General features: G+C 57.5%; 12 protein-coding genes. 5 read left to right on the forward strand and 7 right to left on the reverse strand.

Annotated elements, in window-relative coordinates; translation table 11 throughout:
• Position 1: 1 nt before the first annotated feature.
• From PUV47_RS04210 to PUV47_RS04220, 3 genes are read left to right on the forward strand one after another with little or no spacing between them, the layout of a single operon-like run.
• Entirely contained in the window at positions 2-1120 is a 1119-nt protein-coding gene (locus PUV47_RS04210; RefSeq protein WP_274217212.1) for a glycosyltransferase family 4 protein, read from the forward strand.
• On the forward strand, positions 1121-2272 hold the full coding sequence (locus tag PUV47_RS04215) for a glycosyltransferase family protein (protein ID WP_274217213.1): 1152 nt from the start codon (positions 1121-1123) through the stop codon (positions 2270-2272).
• Positions 2269-3072, forward strand: a complete 804-nt coding sequence (locus tag PUV47_RS04220; RefSeq protein WP_274217214.1) for a polysaccharide deacetylase family protein — start codon at positions 2269-2271, stop codon at positions 3070-3072. Before PUV47_RS04215 ends, PUV47_RS04220 begins: the two co-directional genes overlap by 4 nt.
• 510 nt (positions 3073-3582) lie before the next feature.
• Here the strand turns inward: PUV47_RS04220 and PUV47_RS04225 are convergent.
• The 7 genes from PUV47_RS04225 to PUV47_RS04255 all read right to left on the reverse strand — a co-directional run bounded on the left by PUV47_RS04225 (position 3583) and on the right by PUV47_RS04255 (position 13669).
• Positions 3583-4173, reverse strand: a complete 591-nt coding sequence (locus PUV47_RS04225) for a class I SAM-dependent methyltransferase (protein WP_274217216.1) — start codon at positions 4171-4173, stop codon at positions 3583-3585.
• 65 nt (positions 4174-4238) lie between these two features.
• Entirely contained in the window at positions 4239-5414 is a 1176-nt protein-coding gene (locus tag PUV47_RS04230; RefSeq protein ID WP_274217217.1) for an ABC transporter permease, read from the reverse strand.
• A complete protein-coding gene (locus tag PUV47_RS04235) occupies positions 5411-6436 on the reverse strand; it encodes an ABC transporter permease (protein ID WP_274217218.1) in 1026 nt (341 codons plus the stop codon). Before PUV47_RS04235 ends, PUV47_RS04230 begins: the two co-directional genes overlap by 4 nt.
• A 46-nt stretch (positions 6437-6482) precedes the next feature.
• On the reverse strand, positions 6483-8330 hold the full coding sequence (locus tag PUV47_RS04240) for an ABC transporter substrate-binding protein (RefSeq protein ID WP_274217427.1): 1848 nt from the start codon (positions 8328-8330) through the stop codon (positions 6483-6485).
• Positions 8331-8371: 41 nt separating this feature from the next.
• Entirely contained in the window at positions 8372-10267 is a 1896-nt protein-coding gene (locus tag PUV47_RS04245; protein ID WP_274217219.1) for an ABC transporter ATP-binding protein, read from the reverse strand.
• Positions 10268-10511: 244 nt separating this feature from the next.
• On the reverse strand, positions 10512-12320 hold the full coding sequence (locus PUV47_RS04250; RefSeq protein WP_274217220.1) for an adenylate/guanylate cyclase domain-containing protein: 1809 nt from the start codon (positions 12318-12320) through the stop codon (positions 10512-10514).
• Positions 12321-12517: 197 nt separating this feature from the next.
• Positions 12518-13669: a CaiB/BaiF CoA transferase family protein gene (locus PUV47_RS04255; RefSeq protein WP_274217221.1), complete on the reverse strand. Its 1152-nt coding sequence runs from the start codon at positions 13667-13669 to the stop codon at positions 12518-12520.
• A 244-nt stretch (positions 13670-13913) separates the two neighbouring features.
• Between PUV47_RS04255 and pepN the strand changes: the two genes are divergently transcribed.
• Positions 13914-16553 (forward strand): aminopeptidase N, encoded by a 2640-nt coding sequence (gene pepN / locus PUV47_RS04260; RefSeq protein WP_274217222.1) that lies wholly within the window; start codon positions 13914-13916, stop codon positions 16551-16553.
• A gap of 179 nt (positions 16554-16732) precedes the next feature.
• Positions 16733-19081: a PAS domain-containing sensor histidine kinase gene (locus tag PUV47_RS04265; RefSeq protein WP_274217223.1), complete on the forward strand. Its 2349-nt coding sequence runs from the start codon at positions 16733-16735 to the stop codon at positions 19079-19081.
• Positions 19082-19135: the final 54 nt, after the last annotated feature.

Consider the following 19135-nt stretch of genomic DNA (forward strand, 5'->3'; position numbering starts at 1 on the left):
CATGAAGCTGGCCTTCACGGCACCCATGAAGCCTTTGGATGATCCGACGCCCTCGGGAGACCGGACGCTGGCACGGCTCATTGTCAGGGCGTTGGAGCAAGGCGGGCATGAGGTGGAGGTGCCGACCCGGTTCCGAAGCTGGCGCAAGAACGGGGGCGTTGCCATGCAACAGGCCCTCAAAGACGAAGCGCTTTGTGAAGCCGAAGCCATTGCCGCCAGATGGCGCAGCACCGGGTACAAGCCGGATGCGTTCTTGACCTATCATCTCTACCACAAGGCACCGGACTGGATTGGCCCGGCGCTTTCTGAGGAGTTCGGCTGTCCCTACCTCGTGATTGAGGCCAGCCGCGCGCCCAAACAAGCCACTGGCGAGTGGTCTTTCGGTTTTGCCGAGGCAGACAAGGCCCTTTCCGCGGCGGATCAGGTGGTGGCCCTGCACCGCGCAGATGCACAGTGCTTGCGCGACGTTGTTTGCGACAAACTCACCATCATTCCGCCCTTCATTGATGCAGACCCGTTTTTGGGAGCGCCTCCCGTTGCCCTTCGAGAAAACGGCAAGCTCAAGCTTCTGGCAGTGGGCATGATGCGGCCGGGCGCGAAGGTGCAGTCTTATGCCGTGCTGGCGCAAGCCTTGAGGCTCCTGCGCGCTGAAAACTGGAGCCTGACCATCGTTGGCGATGGACCGGAATTCCATGAGGTACGCGAGATGTTCAGCGGCCTGCCGGTTACTTTTCTGGGACCAAAGGTGGGCGATGACATTCCACAGGTCTACGCCGACCACGACGTGCTGGTGTGGCCGGCCATTCGTGAGGCCTTTGGCTTCGTGTTCCTTGAAGCGCAGGCCTCGGGCCGACCGGTGATTGGCGGGGACACGTTTGGTGTGCCCGACATCGTGGAGGATGGGAAAACCGGTTTTCTATCTCCTGAAGGGGATGTGAGCGCAATGGCGGCCAACATTGAGCGCATCCTTGAACGCCCAGAGCTGGCACCCCAAATGGGCAGTGCCGCGCGGGCGCACATTCTGAACCGGCACAGCCTTGCCGCTGGCACACAGAACCTGAACATGCTGCTGGCGCGGGCCCGCGAAATTTTCAAAGAAAAGAACACCCGGAAAACATAGATGAAAGCCTTTATCCACGTTCAGCACCTTTTGGGAACCGGACATGTGGTGCGTGCAGCGGCAATTGGCCGTGCTCTTGCCGCCCGCGGTGTGGAAGTGACCCTTGCCTCGGGCAACACGGTGCCTCCCACGCTGAACACCCATGGTTTGAACGTGGTCGAATTGCCGCCCGTTCGCAGCCCGGATGCGGTCTTCGACAAGCTGGTGACCCCAGACGGCACACCAATTGACGACAGCTGGTTCGAGCGGCGCACGCAAACAACCCTTGAGGCTTTTCAGGCCGACGACTTCGACATTCTGCTGACCGAAACCTACCCATTCGGACGCCGTCAATTCGAGCAGGAATTGTCTCCGTTGCTGCGCTTTGCCAAGGCACAGGAACGGCCGCCACTGATTGCCTCCTCCATTCGCGACATTCTGGTGCGCAAGCAGCAGCTTTGGAAGGAGGAATGGATGGCCAAGCAGGCGGCGCGATACTACGACTGTGTTCTGGTGCATTCCGACCCGGAGTTCGTGCGGCTTTCCGACAGTTTTCCTTTTGCACAGCAGGTGGAGCACCTCCTGCGCTATACGGGGTATGTGGACGCCCAGCGCGACACAATCGCCCCCTCCTCTGATGGTCATGACGAGGTGATCGTGTCATGCGGTGGCGGCGCTGTAGGGGCGCAGTTGCTTGAAAGTGCGCTGATTGCACGGTCCTTGAGCCGCAGGGCCGGTGACACCACGTGGCGCGTGCTCGTGGGCCATGACATCAATGAGGAGACGTTTGCCGCGCTGCAACTGAAAGCCCATGAGGGCTGCATCGTCGAGCGCGCCCGGCCGGACTTCCCCGAGCTTTTGACCCGGGCTCGGCTTTCCGTTTCGCAGGCTGGATACAACACCGTTCTCGACGTCCTTGTTGCGGGCGTTGCCGCTGTGTTCGTGCCGTTTGCTCAGGTGCGTGAGACCGAGCAGGCCCAGCGGGCCGAAGCTTTGGTGCAAAGACAGCGTGCGGTCAGCATTCCGGAGGACACGTTGACACCAGAGGGCCTTGCCGCTGCCGTGGATGATGCGCTTTCCCTGCCCCGCTCCGACATGACCGTGCTGCTTGGCGGTGCCGAGCGCAGCGCCGATATTCTGATTGCCGAGCGTGAAAGACAGGTGATTTCATGACCGCCGCTGATGCACTGGCCCTTGACGCCTTTCGCAGCTCTCTGCGCGACCATCTGGACTGGTTTGCTGCGCGCGGCCAGAAGGTGAGATTCTGGTGGCGAGATGACGATGCCATCGAGCCAACGGACGATCTGGAACGCCTGCTTGACATCGCCAAGCGCTATTCAGTGCCCGTAGCTCTGGCGGTGATCCCCAAACACGCCAAGGAAACTTTGGCCGCACGTCTTGAAACCAGTGATGAGGCGTGGGTTCTCCAGCATGGCTGGCAACACAAGAACTTTCAGCGCAAGGACTTGGGTGAGAAGGCAGCCGAGCTGGGCAGTCGCCGGGACCTTGATGAGATCACGACGCAACTCGAAGAAGGCTTCGCTCGCCTTTCAGAGCTGTTTCCCGACCGCTTCATTCCTGCTGTGGTGCCGCCGTGGAACCGGATTGATCCGGGTGTGGTGCGCCGTCTGGAAGGCATTGGGCTTAAAAGTCTTTCCACCTTCACATGGATGCACCCCTACTCCCTCGCGCAGGTGCAGTCGCATGTGGACATTATCAAGTGGAAGAAGAACAACCGCTTTATCGGCTGGAAGAGTGCCATGGACCGGTTTGATCTGCAGTTCATGCGCCGTCGCACCAACCCGCAGGAGCCGCTTGGCATTCTGACCCACCATCTGGCTCATGAGGAAGGCTGCTACACCTTCCTTGAGGAGTTCCTCAGCATTGCCGCCAATCACCCCGGCGCTGCGTGGCCTGCGCTTCCCGAGCTGTTTGCCGAGGAAGTGGCCCGCGCCAAGGCAATTCGAACCTGACGCCCAAGAGCGCTGACGTTTCTGCTGCACACTCCTTCTGGATCCCGGCTCGGGGGCCGGGATGACGGCAGAGGGTTGAGGGGCCGGATGGCGGCAGAGGGTAAGGCGCTGGATCATGGTGGTGGTCATGCGAGGTGGCGAACGCGACCCAAGCGCCGAGAGATCAGCTCGCGGACCGTGAAAATCTGTATGGCATCATGACCGTCAAGACAACGTGGCCGTGAGACCTTCTACACCATACCAAAACAATCACTGTCATACCGGACAAGCGCAGCGCTGATCCGGTATCCAGAGCCCAAAGCACCGAGGTGCGAAGGAGACGCCCTAACTGGATCCCGGCTCGGGGGCCGGGATGACGCCAGAGGGTTGAGGGGCCGGATGGCGGCAGAGGGATGGGGCGTTGGGATAACGGCGGGAGAAATGGGTGTGTGGTGGCACAATAAGTCGGCAGAGGAGGCATGAAAAAGGCGCCACCCGGGCGCCTTGTGTCATTCTGAATGCAAATGCGGCTTAGCGGACTGGCTTTACCAACCGCATGCGCCATGTGACGTTCTTCTTGTCAGAGCGCAGTGCGTAGTCGTCCAGCACTTCCCACTTGCTTTCATCATCCGTTGCTTCCCAAAGCTTTGCGATGAGCTTGTTGGCACCGGACTCAGGCCGCTTTGGCGAATACATGGAAAGGGCGATGACACCATCTTCCTTGAGGTATGGCACGTAGCGGGCCACAACCGCGCCCGGGTCCTCGGCAAAGTGCAGCACTTCATTGAAGATGATTGCGCTGAAAGTCTCCCCTTCGTTTGGCTCGAAGGTATGCATGTCCCCTGCCCGCAAAGACGCGATGGATGGGTCGACATCAGCAATCTCAAGAGCTGCAGGGGCAAGGTCCATGCCCACATAACGCTTCACGCCCATTGGTGCGAGGCGCTCATAGAGCAGACCTTCGCCGCAGCCGATGTCCAAAATCTCTTCATTGGAATTGGTCAGTGCCAACCACATGCCAATAATACCGTAGCGCCCGCTTTCCGGTAGTGAGCGCAGGAATGCCCAACGGCCCTGACGATATTCCTCATCCCAGCCATCAGCGGTACTGGCGTTTTTCATGGATTAGTCCCCATTGTTGGTGGCGCGGGCCAGAGCCGAAAAAGACTCAATGGCCCGAAAGTGCCTTATTTATAAGGGTCGGCGGCGTCACGTAAACCGTCGCCAAGGAAATTGAATGCAAGAACCACGATAATGATTGGGATCACCGGAGCCATGAGCCACGGGTACAACGTCACAACCGAAATGTTCTGAGCCTCATTTAGGAGCACCCCCCACGATACGGAAGGCCTGCGCAGCCCCAAATTCAGGAAGGACAGCGCGGTCTCCCCCAGGATCATGGCCGGGATCGACAGACTGGCCGAAGCGATGAGGTGTGAGGTGAAGCCCGGCAGCAAGTGCTTGAAGATGATGCGGCGCGGGCGAGCGCCCATCATCACGGCGGCCTTGGCATACTCCTCCTCGCGCAGAGAAAGCAGCTTTGAGCGCACAGCACGTGCAAGCCCCGGCCAATCAAGCAGCCCCAAAATGATGGTGAGGCCAAAATAAATCCAGACCGGTGACCACGTTACGGGCAGCGCAGCCGAAAGCGCCATCCAGAGCGGCAACTCCGGCAAGGAGCGCATGATCTCGATGACACGCTGGATCAGGCTGTCGATGATGCCGCCGAAATAGCCAGCCAGCCCCCCAAGCAGGATGCCGAGGAACATGGAGATGGTGATGCCGACGATGCCCACGGTGAGCGACAGGCGCGCGCCGTAGATCAGCCCGGAGAGCTGGTCACGGCCCAAACGGTCTGTGCCTGCAAGGAACATGGTGCCATCCTGCGCAGGACAGACGAACCGGAAATCCATATCCCACAGGCCCCAGAACCGGTAGGTGCTACCAGAGCAAAAGAACCGCAAGGGCTGCACCTGGCTGGTATCTTCTTCATAGACCCAGCGCAGGGTCTCCAGATCCACATCCGCCTTGTAGCCATAGACAAACGGCCCGACAAAAGAGCCTTCATGGAAGAGGTGCAAGGCTTGCGGCGGGGCGTAGAGGAAGTCGTTGTTGCGCTCGTTCGGTGTGTATGGCGCAATCAGCTCGGCAAATGGCACGCACAGGTAAAACAGAATGAGGATGATGCCAGACCAGACCGCCAGCTTGTGGCGGCGGAACTTCCACCACATGATCTTCCACTGCGACGCCTGATAGTAGCGCTCCTGCTCGGGCGTCAGCACGTCGGTTGAGGTGGGGTCAAACGGTTCCGGGTTGACGTAATGCGGTTCTTCGCGCGGTGTCTGACGGATACGGTTGGTCATGAGCCGCTCCCTCCCCCAAGACGGATGCGCGGATCAAGCACCGCGAGCAACAAATCCGATACCAGCATGCCAACCAAGGTGAGCACGGAAACGAACAGCAAAATGAATGCTGCAAGGAACTGATCCTGCGACTGCAGAGCATTGAGAAGCACTGGGCCTACCGTTGGCAGGTTGAGAACCACGGAAACAATCACGGAGCCGGAGACCAACGAAGGGATCAGGTTGCCGATGTCTGCAATAAACGGGTTAAGGGCCATGCGCAGCGGATACTTTACCAAAAGCGCGCCCTCTTTCATGCCCTTGGCCCGCGCGGTGGTGACGTATTGCTTGTGCAGCTCGTCCAAAAGGTTTGCGCGCAGACGCCGGATCATGGCAGCGGTTCCGGAAGTGCCGATCACGATGGTCGGGACAATCAAGTGCGAGAGCACAGAGAGCGCCTTGTCCACCGACCACGGCTCCCCAATGTATTTGGGATCCATCAAACCACCTATGGCAAGGTCGAACCATGCGTTGGCAAGATACATGAGAACAAGGCCAAGCAGGAAGTTGGGCGTGGCAAGGCCGATGTAGCCCAGAAAGGTGAAACCATAATCGCCCCACGAATATTGCCGAGTGGCGGAATAGATGCCGATGGGAAATGACACCAGATAAACGAACAGGATGGTGGCCGCATTCAAGACAATAGTCAGTGGCAAGGTTGGCCCCACCACCTCGTAGACCGGCTTGTCATACTCAAACGACCAGCCCCAGTTTCCCTGAATGAGACCGTCAAACCCATGCGGTCCCGGCCAGAGGCCAACCCAGATGGCGAACCGCTCAAAAAACGACCGGTCCAGCGCAAACTCCTGACGCAAGAACTCCAACTTGGCTATGGAGGCGGATTCACCTGAGGCTTTCAGAACCGCAATCTGGTTCGAAATGTAATCCCCCTCCGGGAGCTCAATGATGAAGAACGTGAGCAGACTGATCACCAGAAGCGTCGGGATCATGGTCAGTAGTCTGCGGAGGATGTAATAAAGCATTGGGTTTAACGCTCAGGCTTGAAGAAGTGGGAGGGCACGAATGCCCTCACTTCAGATCCGTAAAGTAGAAGGCGTCCATGCGATGAATGCCGAAGTGTGACCCCGGATCCCATCCGTAAATTGCCTTTTCCGGCACATTGGACAGCCCCTTGACCACAACAGGCTGGCGCACTTCGTTGACAAGACCAATATGAATGGTCTCATCCGCATGGATCTGCAGCATCTCATGCCAGATATTGCTGCGCTCCTCGTTTGAAGAACTGGAGAGCCACGCCTCGTAAAGTTCGTTGAGGCGAATTGCAGGTGCCCAGTCAGGCTTTTCGCCAGACTTGCCTTCCGTCTCGTAGTAGTCACCCCAAGTGGCCCAGGAGAGGAAGTCACCACGGGTTGGCGCATAGTCCAGAGGGGGCATTTCGGCGGTTGGAACGCCATTTTCAAAGCCGGACCAGACTGACATGACAAGATCGCCGGAGATGGCGCGGTTACGGATGGTATCGCGCTGGCTCGGCTTCAAGAACGCGCGAATGCCAAGCTCGCGCCACGTCTCGGAAACCAGCTCGATCGCATCATCCTGTGCGCGGCTTTCACCGGTGCTTTCAATGATGATTTCGAGCGGCCGACCGTCTGGCAGCAGGCGGACACCGTCTTCACGGCGCTCTACCAAGCCAATCTCATCCAAAAGGGCGTTGGCCTTGTCCGGATCAAACTCGGCCCATTTGGTGGCGTATTCTTCCCTGAACAGCGGTGACATGCTCAGCACCGTGTCGTTGCCCGGATGTGCCAGACCGAAGTACAGCACCTTGTTGATCATGCTTCGGTCAATGCCAAGGGACAGCGCACGGCGGAAACGTACATCCTGATTGAGCTTGCGCCAGACCGGGTCTTTGACCGCCAGATTTGGCAGCAAGGACACTTCCGAGCCCTTGGTCGAGAGCCAAAGCTGCGTCTTGTACCCCTCGCCTTTTTCCCCGCGCTTCAAAACAGAAATGTCAGAGAAATTCAGGTTGCGGGCTTGCAAGTGGCTTTCGCCAGCCTGTGTCTTGGCCGGAATCAGCTTGCCGTCGGCGACGGTCATCACAACGCGGTCAATGTAAGGCAGTTGCTGGCCCGTGCTGTCGAACCGGTGGAAGTACGGGTTGCGCGAGAAAACGATGCGGCGGTCGTCCCCTTCATCGACCCTGACCCAGGGTTGCAAGGAAGGCAGATCGACGTTGCGGCCGTTGTACATGTCATCCAGCTTGTTGAACAAGGGTGCCCAGCTGCGCACCTTAAACTGGGCCGCCATCTTAGCAATTTCCGCAGGATCGCCATAGGCTTCGTGGAACTGCTTGAGGTAATGGGCCGGCCGGTAGATGAACGGCGGGCGCGACTTGGCCAACTCGGGAAGGAACAGCGGGTTGGGGCTGTTCCAGGTAAAACGAACAGTGGTTTCGTCGATCACCTCAAAGGTGGGTGCTTCGCCGCCAGCCATCATGAACGGTGGCATGCCCCATGGGTTGAGGTCTTCGTTGTTGAGAATGTCCTCGAACCAGAACCGGAAATCTTCAGAGGTGAAGGGGTGACCATCAGACCATTTGTGGCCTTCGCGCAATTTCAATGTGAAAATGCGGTCGTCTTCGTTCTCAACTGATTTGAGGATGTCGGCTTGAAGGCTCAGCTCTTCATCATAGCCCATCAGTCGGGCATAGCCCCAAACATTGATGAGACGCGCATCTTTGGTGCGCCCTACGAGAGTGTGCATTTCTCCGCCCTGCTTGCCTGTGGTGCGGCCAATGCTCTCCATTTCTGTGATCATCGGCTCGACAGGCGCGCGCTCAGCGATCGGCGGCAGCCCCTCCTGCAAACCAGATGTTTCCTGCATGGTGAAGGCCCCAACGGACCCTGCCCACGTCATAAAAAGAGCCGCTGCAACGCCTCTTAATGCAATGCTCTTGTTCAAGACACCCTCTCAACCAACATCTCTATAGTCTCTCTTGTCTTCATCCCCGGTGCGCAGACCATGTGGTCTGGCGCGACCTCGACCAATTCCGGAGCTACCCCTTGCTCCAGACGGAATGGTTCCGGCCAAAGTTCTGGTTCGGACGCGCGCATGGCGTCCAAATGTTCAAAGTCGAGCAGAGCATCAAGGCTCGGCTCGGGCACCGCACTCAGAAGCGCCTTTGTGTATGGATGTATCGGCGCCTCGACGATGGACTGCGTCGGGCCAATTTCTACCAGCCGCCCCCGGCACATGACCGCAATGCGGTCTGCGATGTAGTCAACAACAGCGAGGTTGTGACTGACAAACAGGTAGGTGAGGCCCAACTCCTTCTTCAGATCCTGCAAGAGATTGAGGATCTGCGCCTGGACGGACACATCGAGCGCCGAAGTCGGCTCATCGCACAATATCATTTCCGGGTTGAGCGCAAGGGCACGGGCGATCCCGATACGCTGGCGCTGACCGCCGGAGAACGAATGCGGATATCGGCGCAGGTACTTGGCATTGAGGCCAACAAGGTCCATCAGTTCGCGGGCCCGTTGCTGACGCTCCTGATGGGTGCCAATGCCGTGGATGATCAAGGGCTCCATGAGGATGTCGTTGACCGTCATGCGCGGATTGAGTGAGGAAAACGGGTCCTGAAAAATCAACTGCACACGGCGGCGATAGTCCAGCATCTGCGCACGGTTGAAGGTCGATATGTCGACCGGCCCGGTTCCCTTGTCGAAGGTGATGGTGCCCTGCTCGACCGGAAACGAGCGCAACATGGCAAGCGCGGCGGTTGTCTTGCCAGAGCCGGATTCTCCTACAACGCCGAGGCATTCGCCCCGTTTGACACTGAGGCTCACCTGATCCAGTGCGGTGAAAACCCGAGGACTGGCCCGAAGCAGTCCGCCCTTGCGGGAGGTGAACTGCTTGGTGACGCCGGACATCTGCAGGATGTTCCCGGTCTTGCTGCCACATGCCTCGGCACGGTTTTTCAAGAAGCTGCCCAGATTTGCCTTGATGGAACGGATGGGAACAAGGCGCTGTCCCTCTTTCATTCCAAAGCTTGGAACGGCGTTGAGAAGGGCTTTCAGATAGTCGTGCTTGGGCTCGCGAAACAGATCTTCCGCACTGCCCTTTTCCATGACCTTGCCGTGATAGATGACCACAACATCATCGGCCATATTGGCAACCACGCCGAAATCGTGGGTGATCATGAGCAAGGACATGTTCAGCTCATGTTGAATTTCCCGGATCAGCTTCAGCGTTTCAGCCTGAATGGTCACATCCAGCGCAGTGGTCGGCTCATCGGCAACCAGAAGGGCTGGTTTGCAAATCAGGGCCATGGCGATCATGGCGCGCTGGCGCAAACCGCCAGACAACTCGAAAGGATAGGCATCAATGCCCCGGTTCGGGTCCGGAAACTGAACGAGCGAGAGCATTGTGCGGGTAAGCTCACGGGCTTCGGGCGCGGATACACCCTGATGCAGCTGTGCAGCCTCACCGATCTGATCGCCAATGGTATGGAGCGGCGACAGGGATGTCATTGGCTCCTGAAAGATCATGGCGATGCGGTTGCCGCGAATGGCGCGCATCTGTGGCCCATCCGGGGCGAGCTTTGCAATGTCCAGATCCACGTCCGGGTTGAGCGGATCGTGCAGGAGGATTTGCCCCGAAGAGATGGAGGCACGGGAGGGCAACAGGCCCATGATCGCCTGTGAAATGACGGTCTTGCCGGAGCCAGACTCCCCCACAAGCGCCACTGAGCGGTTCATCGGAATGCGGAATGACACATCGTCGACGGCCCTGATCCTGCCCTCGGCTGTATTAAAGTCAACCGTCAGTCGCTCGAGTGACAATAAATTCAAGGGGTTGCCTCCTGCCCACGTTTTCCGTGGGTCGTTCCCTCCAAATGGTACCTCTGATGCCTAAGTTCCTGCTGTTTTTTACGCAACGTTCACGTGGACGTTGAGGTTTTTATCAGGAACATCTTACATTACTGTGTTTTCTTTAAAACAAAAATCACAGATTGCAGGCAGGGGCAGGCCTGAAACATTGCAGAACTACGCGATGTAAAACGGAAAACCTAGAATTTTGGCCAAATCCGCGAGGTTACTCTTCTTCGTAGGCCCAAATTTCTACTGGTGCATCGCGGCCACGGATCTGGCGTTGACCATGGTTTTGAAGGCCTTCCTTGTGCGAAAGTTGTTCTACGGTCTCACCACTCGCCAGAATCACAGCATGAGCCCCCGGCGCAACGCCCTTTCCCAACCCCTGCAAGCGGTTGGCCACGTTTACCGCATCGCCGATCACGGTGTAGTTCCAGCGGTCCTGCCCGCCAACATTGCCCACGATAACAGCACCGCTGTGAACGCCGATGCGGATCTTGAGCGCAGCCTCCGGATTGGCCCGGTTGTGTTCTGCAATGTCTTTGGCAATACGCCGTGCGGCCCGCATGGCCGCTTCCGCGTGGTCGGGACGCTCATCCGGCGCGCCCCAAAAGGCCAGCAAGCCGTCGCCGAGGAACTTGTCAACGGTGCCGCCCTCATCCTCAATGGCTTTCACGAGAATGGCGAAGTGATCGTTGAGAAGCTCCGCCACTTCGGTGGCACTGTGGGTCTCCGAAATTGTGGTGAACTCGGCAATATCGGTGAAGAGAATGGTGAGCTGTGCCTCGCGCGGCTTGGTTGCGTTGTCGAGCCCCTTGTTCAGCAGCTTGGAGAACAAGGTGCGCGGTACATACATACTCATGGCCTTCAGAGCCTGAGTGCTGTGGTTCATGACCGTTGCAACCTTATCAAGCTCAAGGATCATGCTGCGATCCATGGGCTTGATGTTCTCAAACTCCAAACGGCCGATATGTTCGGCCCGGTCTGCAATCTGGCCCAATGGCCCGGCAACGCGGCGACCAACGATGATGGCCAAAATGGCGGAGATGATCAGAATAAAACCACCAGCCAACGCTGAGCGAGCGAGACGCTGGATCTCCCCTTCAACCGTGCTTTCCTCGAAGTACTGGCCGACGATCCAATCGCTGTAGCCAAAGCCCTGCATTTCGCGAAGGAGGATGATATAGTCCACATCGTCCACGGTGACTTGAAGGACCCTCAGGCCGAGTTCATTCACCGCTTTTGGGCGGGTAAAATCGGCTGCATTAGGAAGCTGCGCCAAAACAGGGTCGCCATATTCCTTTATAGGCGAAAGCAGTGGCCCTTTTTCGACCTCGGAAAACAGGCCATTGCCCGAGTACGCAATCACGTCTCCTCTGTTGCTCAGAACAAAGGTGGTCAGCATGTGATCCACACCGAACTGGGAGAGCGAGCTGCTGAGCTGCTCCATTGAGACACCGGCTGTGACGTGGCCAATAAGGATCTCACGATAATGCACGGGCACGGAGACGTTGGCGAAGATCCGGCCATCAGCCTTAAGCAACCGCCCCCACTGCGGCTCGCCGGAAAGACCATTTACCGAGAAGAAGTTTTGCAGTTGCAGTTCCGAAGGGGCCTGTCCTTCAAATCGGATCAGTTCACCTTCCTTGGTGCGGCCAATGCCCCACGCCCGGCCTGCAAGATCAGTAAAGGCGGCCATGTCGATATTGCGGTTGCCCAAAAGCACGCCGCTCAGAACCTGAGCCAGTTGATCTTCATCTGAGATGTAGATGTCACCGCCTTCAACAAAGTCTCTCAGTTCCTGAATGGAGCTGGAGATCGGGTCAAAAGACGACTTGATCACGCTTTCGATGGAATACAGGGAGAGGTCTGCGGTTTGTTCCAGAAGGTCGCGGGTGTTCTTCAGATTGGCCGAAACGGAAAGGATGAGCACCAGTCCGCCACAGACGGCAACCAAGGTGCCAAACCCGACCCCGACAATGGCCGTAAGCGAAACACGGCGCAGTTTTCGTCTCAGTTGCCACGGCCGCAAAGCCAGTGTCCTGAATAATCGCACAAGACCCCCCGCCCCGCTACACAGCAGGGTTCGTTTCAATCCTCGGACTAGCTCTAATCGAGAGGTACAGTAGGGTCAAACATTGTATCACCACAACACGTCGGTCCGGCGTTTTGCGGCTTATTCAACCTTTGCGCTACGGTTATTTGGGATTATTCCGGCACCTGTGATGCCTATTTGCCGCGCTCCTTGTTGTGCTCGCCGCACTTGGGTGCAGGTCTGGTCAGATTCAGATTCGCATTCCTGAAGGAAATGGGGGTGCGCACATATTTTTGAGAGGTCTGCCCAAGGGACGCGCCTTCCAGTTCCACCACAAGGCCACGATGCTCTACCTGCGGGTCTTCCAGAGCCTCGGCAACGGAGTTGATCGGCCCTGCAGGAACAGAGCGGGCCTCCAGCCTTGCCAGCAGTTCATCGCGCTGCCACTCCTTCAACAACGCCTCAAGTGCGGGGATCAGCTCGTCGCGGTTTTCAACGCGGGCCGGATTGGTGGCAAAACGCGGCTCCTCGGCAAGCCCGGGTACACCAAGAACCTCGCAGAATGCTTTGAACTGGCCGTCATTGCCAACGGCGATAATGAGGTGTCCATCGGCCACGGCGAACACCTGGTAAGGTACGATGTTCGGATGGGCATTTCCCATGCGGCGCGGTGCATTGCCGCTTGCAAGGTAGTTCATGGCCTGGTTGGCAAGCACCCCGACCTGCGTGTCCATGAGGGCCATATCAATCCACTCGCCCTCACCTGTGCGCTGCCGGCGCAAGAGCGCCGCCTGAATGCCGATCACACCATAAAGACCTGTGAAGATATCAGCATAGGCCACACCGACCTTTTGCGGTTCGCCATGGGGATCACCGGTAAGGTCCATAATTCCGCCCATGCCCTGGATCATGAAATCATACCCAGCGCGGTGCGCATAGGGACCGTCCTGACCAAACCCGGTAACGGAACAGTAAATGAGGCGAGGATTAAATTTGCTCAGGGTTTCATAGTCGAGGCCATACTTCTTCAAGCCGCCGACCTTGAAGTTCTCGATCAGCACATCGGCGTCTGCGACCAGATCCAAAACGAACTGACGCCCCTCCTTTGTACTGAAGTCGGCGGTGACCGATCTCTTGCCGCGGTTGCAGGCATGGAAATAGGCCGCGCTTTTGCCGCCTTCATCATCCTCGATGAACGGGGGTCCCCATGTGCGCGTGTCATCGCCGTTGGGGCTTTCCACCTTGATGACGTCAGCGCCAAGATCCGCCAGTGTTTGCCCAATCCAGGGGCCGGCCAAAATCCGAGCCAGTTCGATGACTTTAACGTTCTCAAGGGGTGCGCTCACGGTGTCCTCTCGCCTTTTGCTGCCCGCACGGTGCTAGCGTGTTTCGCCGCAGATGTCGCCGGAGGAACTGTCATGATGTTCCTACCAGCGCTCAAGATGCAGGTCAGCCATGGTTTCGCTATGTTTTGCATTTCAAATGCAAATTCGTGTTTTCAAATCCTCAGCCACCGCTTAGAACGGGTGCCTACAGACACGCGCCGACGCCCCAACGTCGGCTTTCTTAATTGGAATTCAGGAGTACCTCATGCGGTCGGACAACGCTGCTCCCATCTTGCTGAAAGACTACCGCCAGACGCCCTACATCATCGACAACGTTGAGCTGGATTTCAGGCTTCACCCCACAAGCACCACTGTCCGTACCAAGCTGCACATGCGCCGCCGCGACGGCACTGCGGCTGGAACGCCGCTGGAGCTGGATGGCGATGACCTGAAACTGGCAAGCGTTGCCATGGACGACATTCCTCTCGACGATGAGGCCTATGAGGCAACGCCAGAAAAGCTGGTGATCCATAGCCCTGAGGCTGAGCCCTTCACGCTGACCATCGACACGGAAATCAACCCTTCGACCAACACACAGTTGATGGGGCTCTATGTGTCCAGCGGCACGTTCTGTACCCAATGTGAGGCAGAGGGCTTCAGACGCATTACTTATTTTTATGATCGCCCGGACGTGCTGGCCACCTACACCACGCGCATTACAGCCAGCAAGAAGGCCTATCCGGTCCTTCTCGGTAACGGCAATCTGGTTGAAAGCGGCGATGTGCCCAGCACCGACCAGCATTATGCCGTGTGGCATGACCCACACCCGAAGCCATCCTACCTGTTTGCGCTGGTGGCGGGTAATCTGGCCCATATCGATGCGGACTATACCACCGCTTCTGGCAAGGCGGTGAAGCTGAGTATTTTCGTTGAACATGGCAATGAAACCCAAGCCGACTGGGCCATGGACAGCCTGATCCGCTCCATGCGTTGGGATGAGAAGGTTTTTGGCCGCGAATACGATCTGGATGTGTTCAACATCGTTGCCATTTCCGACTTCAACATGGGGGCCATGGAAAACAAGGGCCTCAACATCTTCAACGACAAGTACATCCTTGCGGATCCTGACACAGCTTCTGACGGCGACTATGCGGGCATTGAAACCGTGGTGGCGCACGAGTACTTCCACAACTGGACCGGCAACCGCATCACCTGTCGCGACTGGTTCCAGCTGTGCCTGAAGGAAGGCCTGACCGTTTTCCGCGATCAGGAGTTCTCTGCCGATGAGCGCTCCCGCGCGGTGAAGCGCATTGCCGATGTGCAACGCCTCAAGGCTGCTCAGTTTCCTGAAGACAGCGGCCCGCTGGCCCACCCTGTCCGTCCGGAACAGTATAAGGAAATCAACAACTTCTATACTGCGACCATTTACGAGAAGGGCGCAGAGCTTGTTCGCATGATCAAGATCCTGCTTGGAGAAAGCGGCTTCCGAAAGGGAATGGATCTTTACTTCAAGCGACATGATGGCGACGCCGCCACCATTGAAGACTTCCTGAAGTCATTTGAAGACGCAACGGGTAAGGATCTCAGTGGCTTCTCCGTCTGGTACGCTCAGGCTGGCACGCCAACCCTGACGGCGCAAACCAGCCATGACCCAAGTGTGCAGACCTTCACAATCAACCTGACGCAGGTAACGCCACCAACTCCGGGCCAGCAGGACAAAAAACCGGTTGTCATGCCGGTGCGCTTTGGTCTTGTGGGCCCCAAGGGCAAGGACATGGCGTTCAGCAAGGTGGAAGGCGCGACCGTCGAGGGAGATGTGATCATCCTTGATCGGGCGGAGCAAACTGTTGTTTTCCATGGAATTTCCGAAAAGCCGGTTGCCTCTTTGTTACGCGGCTTTTCCGCCCCTGTGAACCTGCGCAGCGACTTGACGCTTGAGGAACAGCTGTTCCTGATGCGTCACGACATCGACTCCTTCAATCGCTGGCAGTCCGCCCAGACCGTTGCAACACGATTACTGGTCGCCCGCAGCCAAGGCGAAAGCTTGCCGCAAGAAGACGCGTTTATAGATGCAATGGGCGTGATTGCTTCGGATCAAACGCTGGACAATGCCTTCCGGGCGTTGGCTCTTCAGCTGCCATCTGAAGCTGATCTTGCACGCGAGATTGCGGAGAATGTGGACCCTGAAGCACTGGCTCTGGCTCATGAAGCGCTGCGTACAGCGATTGGTCAGCGGCTTTATGGCTGCTTCCGGGAGCTCTACACAGCGCTGACACCTGAAGATGCTAGCTTCAGTCCAAGTGCACAGGCGGCAGGCACGCGCGCGCTGCGCAACCGCCTCTTGGGGTACCTTGCAGCTTCTGGTGAAGCCGAGGGCATCCACCTGGTGAAGGCGCACTTCGATGCTGCCAACAACATGAGCGATCGGCTGGCCGCACTTACCCTATTTGTCCACCTAGATCTTCCTGGCAAAAATGAGGCACTGGACGCATTTGAGGCGCGCCACAAGAGCAATCACCTTGCCATGGACAAGTGGTTCACAGTGCAAGCAACCTCCCCTGCAGCCAGCACGTTGGAGCGTGTCAAGCAGCTGACCGAGCACGCAGGCTTCTCCTGGACCAATCCGAATCGTGTGCGCTCTCTGGTGGGTGCGTTCTGCGCAGGCAACCAACGGCGTTTCAACGAATCTGATGGCTCCGGATATGACTACCTTGCTGAAGTTACTTTGAAGATCGATCCGAAGAACCCTCAGCTAGCAGCCAGAATTCTCAATGCTTTCCGCTCTTGGCGCGCGCTTGAACCGGAACGCCAGATGAAAGCTAAAGCTGCACTGAACAGCATTCTCGCGTCTGAGCAGTCGCTCTCTACAGACACGAAAGATATTGCGGAAAGGTGTCTGCAGTAGAGACTTTACCCACTATCTAGATTTGTCCCTTGAACGGCGGTGCGAAGCATCGCCGTTTTTCGTTGTTTTTCCAATTGAGCCCTAGACAAGACGAATCGTTTAGATTCAAATGGAGGTGATTCGGGCGACGGCAACACCCCGATCACTTGCGGCGGAACTTTACATTTTGGGGGCATTCTATGGCACGGGCCTTTACACAGGGCGCGGCCGCTCGGCGATTCATGCGCTTCCCGAAGCGCATCTCCGGGGCGGAAGCTTTGACGGGACACATCAAGCTACTCGCGGAACCCGCGTATCAAAGGCTTATTACCACCGAACCATTTCTTCGGAAACTGATTCCTGCCCTCTGCATTGTATTTATTGTGTGCATGGCAACCTTTCGTGGTATCGAGCTCACCTACGATTACGACCAGATTGCCCAAAAAGCCGAGGACGACCTGACGCTGATTGCCACGGCCCTGACCGTGAAAATGGACAGCTATGAAGGCACTCTGCCCGAGGTGGGCTATCACACAGCTCTTCAAAACGCCCTCGCTGACTCGCTGCCGCCGCGCGCCACCAGTCAGGGTCGTCAAATCTTGCTTGCTGACCAGAGCGGGAAGATTGTTGCAACTGCCCCTACCCGCCCTGAGATCGAAGGCCTGAGCCTGACCGACATTGTGGGCGCCACCCAGCCAATGACCTTCTTTGGCAAGCGGGCTGGCGTGCTGACCATCAACGAAGGTCAGGACAATGCGTCGCTCGCCACCATCCACCACCTCGCTGGCCGCCTCGGCATGGTGTCTGTGGTGCAACCGGAGGCCGCCGTGTTTGCGAGCTGGCGCTCTGAGGTTTCCGCGAACGTTACAATTTTCGTTGGAACGGCCAGCGTGCTTCTGGTGCTGATCTACGCCTTCTTCGCCCAGGCAACCCGTGCGCAGCAAGCCGACAGCATATACGCTGCAACCCGGTTCCGCATCGACACCGCGCTCACCCGTGGCCGATGTGGCCTGTTCGACTGGGATCTGGCCCGCGGCCGTATCTTCTGGTCCGCCTCGCTCTATGAGATGCTGGGACTGGAGCCGCGCAACGACATCATGGGCTTTTCCGAGATCAGCAAGCTGACCCACCCCGAAGACATCGACCTATATCAGCTCGCGCAGGGGCTGCTTGAAACCGGTCAGACCACAGTAGACCAGCAGTTTCGCATGCGCCACGCCGATGGCTCGTGGATCTGGCTGCGTGCCCGCGCTGAAGTTCAAACCGACGAAGGCACCGCTGAACCGCATCTGATCGGCATCTGCATTGATGTGACCGAGCAAAAGGAACTGGCGGAACAGAGCCGTACTGCTGATCTGCGCCTGCGTGATGCCATTGAGACCATTTCCGAGGCGTTCGTTCTGTGGGATACCGAGAACCGTCTGGTGATGTGCAACTCCAACTATCGTGCGCTTCACAACCTGCCGGACCATGTGGTTCAGGCTGGAACGCCCTATGCGACGGTCATGGCTGCTGCCCGTCAGCGCATCCTGAACACCTCAGAGCCAACCCAAAGCGACGAAATCGATCTGGCGGACACCTATGAGGCTGAGCTGGAAGATGGCCGTTGGTTGCAGGTTTCTGAGCGCCGTACCAAGGACGGTGGTTTCGTCTCCGTCGGCACTGACATTACCCCGCTAAAGCGCCACGAAGAGCAGCTTCTCAACTCCGAGCGCCAGCTGATGGCGACAGTCGCTGACCTGCGTCAGTCCCGCCAGAAACTGGAAACGCAGGCCCAGCAGCTTGTGGAGCTGGCCGAAAAGTATGCGGAAGAAAAGACCCGCGCGGAAGATGCCAACCAGGCGAAGTCCGAATTCCTGGCTAACATTTCTCACGAGCTGCGCACGCCACTGAACGCAATTATCGGGTTCTCCGAGATCATGAACCAGAAAATGTTCGGCACTCTGGGCAGCAACAAGTATGAGGAATACTGCAAGGACATTCACTCCTCAGGCACCTACCTGCTGAACGTGATCAACGACATCCTCGACATGTCCAAGATCGAAGCCGGTCGTCTGGAACTGGCTGTCGAGAACGTGCAGATCGACCACATCGTTGAAGATTCCACCCGCATCATCTCCGCAACCGCTGCCGAGAAGAACATCAAGGTATCCAGTGTGAAGGTTCCTGCGATTGGCATCGACGCCGACCGCCGCGCCGTCAAGCAGATCCTCCTCAACCTGTTGGCCAACGCCGTTAAGTTCACCCCGGACAACGGCAAGGTGACCGTGAGCGGCAACCAGACCAAGGACTTTGTGGCTCTTACCATCGCCGACAACGGCATTGGCATTGCCAAGAAGGACATTGACCGGCTCGCCAAGCCGTTCGTTCAAGTGGAGAACCAGTTCACCAAGACCCATAAAGGCTCCGGCCTTGGGCTTGCGATTGCCCGGTCTCTTTGTGAGCTGCATGGCGGGCGCATGGAGCTGAAGTCCGAGGTTGGCAAGGGAACCGAAGTGACCATCTATCTGCCAATCAAGACGATGGCTAAGAGGGCCGAAGCCGCCTGATTGGCTTCCCAATAAAGATCAACAAAAGGCCAGTTTTCGAGCTGGCCTTTTTGT

This window comes from Pseudovibrio exalbescens (assembly GCF_028737195.1).
Lineage (GTDB): Bacteria > Pseudomonadota > Alphaproteobacteria > Rhizobiales > Stappiaceae > Pseudovibrio > Pseudovibrio zosterae.

Coding starts and splice junctions, on each gene's coding strand:
- PUV47_RS04210 (WP_274217212.1), top strand. CDS start 2: ATGAAGCTGGCCTTCACGGCACCCATGAAGCCTTTGGATGATCCGACG.
- PUV47_RS04225 (WP_274217216.1), bottom strand. CDS start 4,173: ATGAAAAACGCCAGTACCGCTGATGGCTGGGATGAGGAATATCGTCAG.
- PUV47_RS04230 (WP_274217217.1), bottom strand. CDS start 5,414: ATGACCAACCGTATCCGTCAGACACCGCGCGAAGAACCGCATTACGTC.
- PUV47_RS04235 (WP_274217218.1), bottom strand. CDS start 6,436: ATGCTTTATTACATCCTCCGCAGACTACTGACCATGATCCCGACGCTT.
- PUV47_RS04265 (WP_274217223.1), top strand. CDS start 16,733: ATGGCACGGGCCTTTACACAGGGCGCGGCCGCTCGGCGATTCATGCGC.
- PUV47_RS04220 (WP_274217214.1), top strand. CDS start 2,269: ATGACCGCCGCTGATGCACTGGCCCTTGACGCCTTTCGCAGCTCTCTG.
- PUV47_RS04215 (WP_274217213.1), top strand. CDS start 1,121: ATGAAAGCCTTTATCCACGTTCAGCACCTTTTGGGAACCGGACATGTG.
- pepN (WP_274217222.1), top strand. CDS start 13,914: ATGCGGTCGGACAACGCTGCTCCCATCTTGCTGAAAGACTACCGCCAG.
- PUV47_RS04240 (WP_274217427.1), bottom strand. CDS start 8,330: ATGACGTGGGCAGGGTCCGTTGGGGCCTTCACCATGCAGGAAACATCT.